Raw genomic sequence first — 6,160 nt, 5'->3', positions numbered from 1 at the left:
TGGTGACCCGGACGGCCTGCTTGCCGCCGAGCCGGACGTTGCCGCTGTTGCGGACGGTGTAGCTGACGGTGGTGCGGCCGGTGTCGAGCGGGTTGAGGCTGGGGTGGTGGACCACCCGGGCGGACTCGACGGTGAGTTCGGCCCGCAGCGCCCCGGAGACCCGGATGTTGACCCGGGCGCCGACCCGCTGGTCGACGGTGACGGCGTTGCCCTGGGCGTCCTTGCTCTCCTGGCGCAGCGCGGCCACGATGCCCGCGGGGTGGTCGCCGGGGGTGGCGTCGGCGGGGACGGCGAGGGTGAACGGGACGATCTGGCGGCTGCGGGCGGGCACCGTCAGCGCGTCGGCGGCGGCCTTCAGCCAGGTCCCGGCCTGGGTGGAGGGCTTGCCCTCGGGCAGCACGTCGTAGCCGCCGGCGTCGGTGTTGAACGCGTCGGCCGGGTAGAGCCGCAGGGTGAGCGGCTGGTCGCCGTAGTTCCAGACCGCGACGTGGTCCTTGACCACCGCGCCGGGGGTGGCGGCGTAGGAGAAGGCGCCGCGGTCGTCCGGCTGGTCGGCACCGGACGGCTGGATGCCGAAGGTCTGCGCCTGCGGGCCTTCGGCGGGCGCCAGCTGCTGGGCACCGTACGCGGTCGTGCCCGGCAGCAGGAGCAGCAGGGCGGGGACTAGGGCCAGGAGCCATCGGCGCATCGGCGTCGTCATCCTAGGGAGCAGGTGCGGGTGGGTGGGGCGGTCGGACCGCTCCGGCCGTGCGGCGGTGCACCGGTGGTGCCGGTGGTGCACCGCCATCAGGCCAGGGTGGTCCGACCGCCGGGTTGCGTCGGGGCCGATCCCGGGTGAAGGGGAGCCGTCAGATCGCGGTAAGGGTGAGCACGCCCTGGTAGGTGCCGGCCACCGTGGAGGTGGGGGCGAGCAGGGTGAGGTCGGCGCCGACCTTGGCGGTGCCGAGACCGGTCGCGGTGGCGAGGGTCCGGGAGGACTTCAGGCCGAGCGCACCGCCGTCGTTCACCTCGACGGCGTTGGCCGGGGCGACCTGACCGCCCAGGGTGACCTTGAGGCCGTCGCCCTTGGAGACCAGGTTCGGGGCCCAGCCGAGGTTCTGCGCGTTGATGCTGCCCGTGCCCGAGCTGAACTGGGCGACCTGGCCGCTGACCGACCAGCCGGGCGCGCCGGCCCGGGTGTCGGTGACGGTGACGGTCTGGATCGGGCCGGCGGTGGCGAAACGGGTGGAGTCGTTGTTCAGGGTGAGCGGCGGCAGGGTGACGTTGGCGCCGGCCACGCTGATCACCAGGGCGCCGGGGGCGACGGTGGTGGTGATGGTCTCGGAGACCGGGGCGGGCGGGGTCGGGCCGCCCGGGTTCGGCGGGGTGACCTGCGGGGTGACGGTGAACGGCACCGCGGCCGAGGCCGAGGCGGCGTACTGGGTCGCGTCGGCCGGGGTGAAGGCGGCGGTGAGCTGGTGGTCGCCCTCGGCCAGCGCGGTGGTGCTGAACTCGGCGGCGCCGGCGGCGACCGGCTGCGAGCCGATCACGGTGCCGTTGTCCTTGAACTCGACGGTGCCGGCGGCGGCCGGGGCCACCGACGCGCTCAGCTTGACCGAGGCACCCTTGGCCGCGGAGCCGGCCGGGGAGACGACCAGGCCCGTGGTGGTGGCCTGCGCACCCTTGGGGCTGATGGTGTAGGAGACGTTGGCGGAGGTGGAGCCGAGGAAGTGGCTGTCGGTCGAGGTGAAGACCGCCTTGAGGGTGTGCGCGCCCTCGGCGAGGGTGTTCACGGTGGCCGTGGCCTGGCCCGCCGCGACGGTGGCAGGCGCGCCGACGGCGGTGGCGCCGTCGAAGAACTGCACGGTGCCGGCGGCGGTCGGGGAGACCGCGGCGGTCAGGGTGACGTCACTGCCGACGGTGGCCGAACCGGTCGGGGTGACCGAGAGCGTGGTGGTGGTGGCCTGCGCGACCGGGGCGTTCGGGTCGGTGGAGGTGTACGCGGTGGGGCTGGTGAACCAGACCGAGCCGACGAAGTCACCGAAGTAGGTGGCGCCGATCTTGGCGCGGCAGCGCAGGTGGAACTCGTACTGGCCGGACAGCGTGCTGAAGCCGTTCTTCTGCGCGAAGCTGCGCATGGTGTCGCTGAGCGGCACCGACAGCCGGCCCTGGGCGTCCGGGGAGTAGACCGACTGCGCCACGTTGGGGGTGACGCCGTAGCCGTCGGTGGGGAAGCCCTGGCCGAAGACCAGCAGCTGGAGGTTGGTGCCGCCGTTGCAGGAACCGGAGGAGACCACGTTCATCAGCTCGTCGTCGGCGCCGGTGGCCGGGTTGACGCTCAGGGTGCCGATGACCGGCACGGTGTCGGCGTACGCGGCGGCGGAGCCGAGCAGGGTGATGCTGCCCGCGGCCAGGACGGTGGCCGCGCCGAGCGCGACGGCCCGCGGGATGCGGTAGGTGCTCACTGTGATGATCGCCTTTCTGGCACTGATCGGTGATGCAGGGTCAGGTGGAGCGGTGTCAGGTGGAGCGGGTGCAGCGCGTGCGGTGGAGCGACGGGCGGTGGTGCGGGTCAGCCGGTGGTGCGCGAGGTGTCACCGCAGTTGGCGTTGACGCCGAAGCCGTACTGCTTGATCACGGCGGACTGCTGGCAGATGCCGGAGTTCGCGCCGACGAAGGCTTCGCTCCACGGGCTGACGCCGACCTTGCTGGTCGGGATGACGTTGTAGACGTCGCGGACGGCGGTGGCGCTGGTGTTGAGCAGCACCGAGGGGACGCCGTTGACGTTGCCGAGCTGGGCGGTGCCGCGGATGTCGGCAAGGGTGCCGGAGCTCTGCGCGATGTACTGGGCGATCGAGAACGGCACCAGCGAGGTGGTGTCCAGCACGCGGCCGTCGTGCTCCTCGATCTTCTTGCCACCCTTGGTGTCGGCGATGCAGGGGTAGCGGCCGGCCTGGACGTCGCCGTCGGCGATGCCGACGGTGGACTCCCAGAAGCTGCGGGTGCCGGAGCCGGCCTGCGGCAGCAGCGGGCGGATCGAGTAGTTCGGGGCGGTGCCGACGTAGCCGGGGTCGCAGGTGTAGATGGCGTGCAGGTCGGCGACGCTCAGGTCGAGCGGCACCGAGCTGCCCGCGCTGACGGCGTAGGTGACGCCGTCCACCGCGAACGGGACGTAGGTCAGGCCCGGGGTGGCGGCGGCCAGGTTGAGGCTGGAGGAGCGGGAGAAGTCCAGGCAGCCGTTGCCCTTGTTGAGCTCGTTCAGCAGGGCGGTGCGGCCCGCGCCGGAGCCGTTCGGGCGGGCCAGGTTCTGGCAGGCCGCGGCGGCCTTGGTGTTGATGGTGGCCGAGCCGACGGCGTCGTACGAGCCGATGACCTTCTGGCCGTTCACGGTGACGACGTTGGCGAGCGCGTTCATCACGCCCTGGGTGGTGTCCGAGCCGACGCCGGACAGCGGGCGGACGGCGCCCGGGTCGGCCTGGGCGGTACCGGTGCCGGCCACCAGCAGGCCGAGGCCGGCCGCGACGGTGACGCACTTGGCGAGCTGGCGCTTGTCGATGAGCTTCATCTGGTCGGTTCCCCTTGGAGAGTTGGCGGGAGCGAGTGGTGCGAAGGCGGGTGGAGCGCGTGGAGCTGGTGGAGCGGGTGTTTCCGGGCACGGCCGATGGGCCCGTCGGCCGGGTGGCTCGGGTTCGCCTCCGGTCCCGGCGCACGGCGGTGCGGCGCGCGGGCGGTGGTGGAGCGCGGGCGGTGGTGGAGCGCGGGCGGTGGTGGAGCGGCGGAAGGAACGAGAAGGCGGCGGTGGTTCAGGGGCGGCGTCGGCGCAGCAGCCTGGGCACGAAGATCCCGCCGGCGCCGGCCAGCAGGCCCGCCACCAGGACGCCGAGCAGCAGGTAGCGCAGCGACCCGACGTCGGTGCGGGCGGTGCGGCCCGCCGGGGCGGCGGCGACCGTCGGCGCGAGCGTGACGACGGTGTGGGCGGGCGCGGGGGTCTCGGGTGCGGGCGCGGGGGGCTCCGGGCGGTCGGCGGTGGCGGGCCGGCGGGTCGGTGCGGCGGGCGCGGGCCCGTCGGCCGGCTCCTCGGCGGCGGTCTCGGGCTTGCCGGCGCTGCCCTCGATGCGCTGCGCGACGGCCAGTGTCCTGGCCCGCATGGCGGCGGGCAACTGGACGTATCCGGCCGGTAGTTCACCGATCGCGATGCCGGGCTGCTGGCCCGGGCCGACGGCGTAGCGCAGCAGGTCGGCGTAGGCCTTGCCGTCGCCGGCCGTGAGTGCGGACGGCACGGTGGCGGCGTAGGTGATGGCGGTGAGCGGGTAGCCGCCGGGGGTCTTCACCGCCGGGTCGACCACCTGCACCCCCGGGGCGCCGCCGTCGGTGGCGGCGGCCGCCGCGGCGAGCAGGGTGGAGTCGGTGGCGGCGGTGAACTCCCCTGCGGCGTTGCGCAGTTTGGCGGTGGACAGGCCGTAGCGGGCGGCCTGGGCGGTGGTGGTGAGGGCGAGCACCCCGCGCAGCCCCTGCGGCTGCGGGACGGCCTTCTTGAGCGACGGCGGGAGGCTGGAGGGGTCCCACTCGGTGCGGGCGAGGGTGTCGCCGCGGGCGGCGGCCCGGGCGGCGTCGCGCATGCTGCCGCCGTAGGGGTGGCCGTCGAAGTTGCACCAGTCGGGCCGCTCGTCCTCCTTGTCGAACTTCTTGCAGTAGTCGTCGGCCTTGGCGTAGCCCGAGCGGGGCAGTTCGGGCCGGCCGTCGCCGAGGTAGGCGGTGTTGATCGAGTGGTGCCAGACCGGGTCGGGCGTACCGTCCAGGAAGGCCTTGGCGTCCGGGTCGGCGAGCAGCCACTGCCAGACCGTCCGGGTGAGGTCGCCGTCGGCGGAGGGCACCAGCAGGTCGGCGATCCCGATCGGGAACGAGAGCCCCGCGAACTGCGGGTTGATCTGCAGGAACTCCGGGTCGGTGACCAGGTCGCGGGGGTTGCCCGGCGGGACGTGGGGGTCGCCGGGGTTGACCGCGTAGCGGTAGCTCTGGGTGAGCAGCTTGGCGATCAGCCGGGGGGTGAGGTTCATCTCCTGGATCCGCTGGCCGTCCTGCTTGGCGAGGTCGGGCGGGGTCAGCGAGTTGGACTGGCTCTCGATGTCGAAGGCCAGTACCAGGCCGGAGAGGCCGAGCGGGGCGTACACGGGGGTGCGGCCGTCGGCCTGGTCGGCGGGGGCCAGCGGTGCGCCGACGAAGACCAGGCCCGGGTTGCCGCGGGTCAGCCGGAGCCGGGCCAGGTCGTCGGTGGCCTGGCCGAAGTTGAAGATCCGGCCGGCCTGCCGGCAGACCGCCGGCTGCCAGCGCCAGATCATCTCGGCCGCGAACTCGGTTCCTACCGTGGGCAGTTCGGGGCTGCCCAGCGGGCAGGACAGTCCGACCGGCTCGAACCTGAGCGGCACGACCAGCCGGTGGCTCCAGTTGGTGGCCGACAGCGGTGAGGACTGCAGCCGGGCGGACGGGCCGGCCAGCGCGGAGCCGTCCACCTCGGTGGAGCCGCGCGGGACGATCACCAGCCAGCAGCGGCGGCCCTCGGTGAAGGGCCCCGGCTGGTCCTTGGGGGTGTTGCCGCAGCCGAGGCCGGGTGCCTCGGCGCCGGTCTGGACCTCGAAGTAGACCTGTCCGGTGCCGTCGGAGCGGGTCGGTGCGAAGGGCACCTCGTTGGTGGACTGGATGTTGTAGAACTGGCTGCTGCCGCCGGTCTCGGCGGGGTCCCCGGTGACCGGACGGAACGGCGCGTAGACGTTCAGGCCGGGCCCGGCGGGCTTGAGCGGTTCGGCGGGGTCGACCAGGACGCGCCCGGGGTTGAGCTGGCGGCTCGGCACGAAGTCGCCGCCGCGGTTGTCGCCCTTGGTGGCGCCGTACTGGCACTGCTCGCGGTCCGGGCCGGTGTCCGCGTCGCCCCAGCACTGCATCAGGGTCAGGTAGTTCTGGCCGAAGACCAGCGGGCTGGGCTGGGTCTGCCGGCCGCCCTGCCAGGTGACCGAGACCACCTGGTTGACCAGGTGGGTGGTCTGGCTGACCGTCACCTGGAGTCCGGCGAACTCGCCGGTCCCGGTCACCGTCGCGCCGTCGGCGGGCGCCGCGGCCGCGGAGGCTGCGGCCCGGGCCGCCGGTGTGCCGGCGGCAGCGGTGCCGGCCGGGGAGCTCCCGGCGG

At 73.9% G+C, this 6,160-nt stretch carries 2 protein-coding genes and 2 pseudogenes; all 4 read right to left on the bottom strand.

The window, feature by feature from the left end:
• Positions 1 to 688 (bottom strand): annotated as a pseudogene (locus AA75_RS31860) (DUF916 domain-containing protein); the annotation flags it as partial.
• Positions 689 to 848: 160 nt separating this feature from the next.
• On the bottom strand, positions 849 to 2,444 hold the full coding sequence (locus tag AA75_RS31855) for an Ig-like domain-containing protein (RefSeq protein ID WP_051813863.1): 1,596 nt from the start codon (positions 2,442 to 2,444) through the stop codon (positions 849 to 851).
• Between the two features lie 107 nt (positions 2,445 to 2,551).
• On the bottom strand, positions 2,552 to 3,544 hold the full coding sequence (locus AA75_RS31850; protein WP_051813862.1) for a substrate-binding domain-containing protein: 993 nt from the start codon (positions 3,542 to 3,544) through the stop codon (positions 2,552 to 2,554).
• 238 nt (positions 3,545 to 3,782) lie between these two features.
• A pseudogene (locus tag AA75_RS50020) lies at positions 3,783 to 6,160 on the bottom strand (hypothetical protein); the annotation flags it as partial.

Source organism: Kitasatospora sp. MBT63 (assembly GCF_000710465.2).
GTDB lineage: Bacteria > Actinomycetota > Actinomycetes > Streptomycetales > Streptomycetaceae > Kitasatospora.
The sequence above is the reverse complement of the archived record's forward strand: the minus strand, read 5'-3'. Positions and strand labels throughout refer to the sequence as shown.

What these genes read in the sequence shown, in the direction of transcription:
- AA75_RS31850 (WP_051813862.1), bottom strand. Translation starts at nt 3,544, where the DNA reads ATGAAGCTCATCGACAAGCGCCAGCTCGCCAAGTGCGTCACCGTCGCG.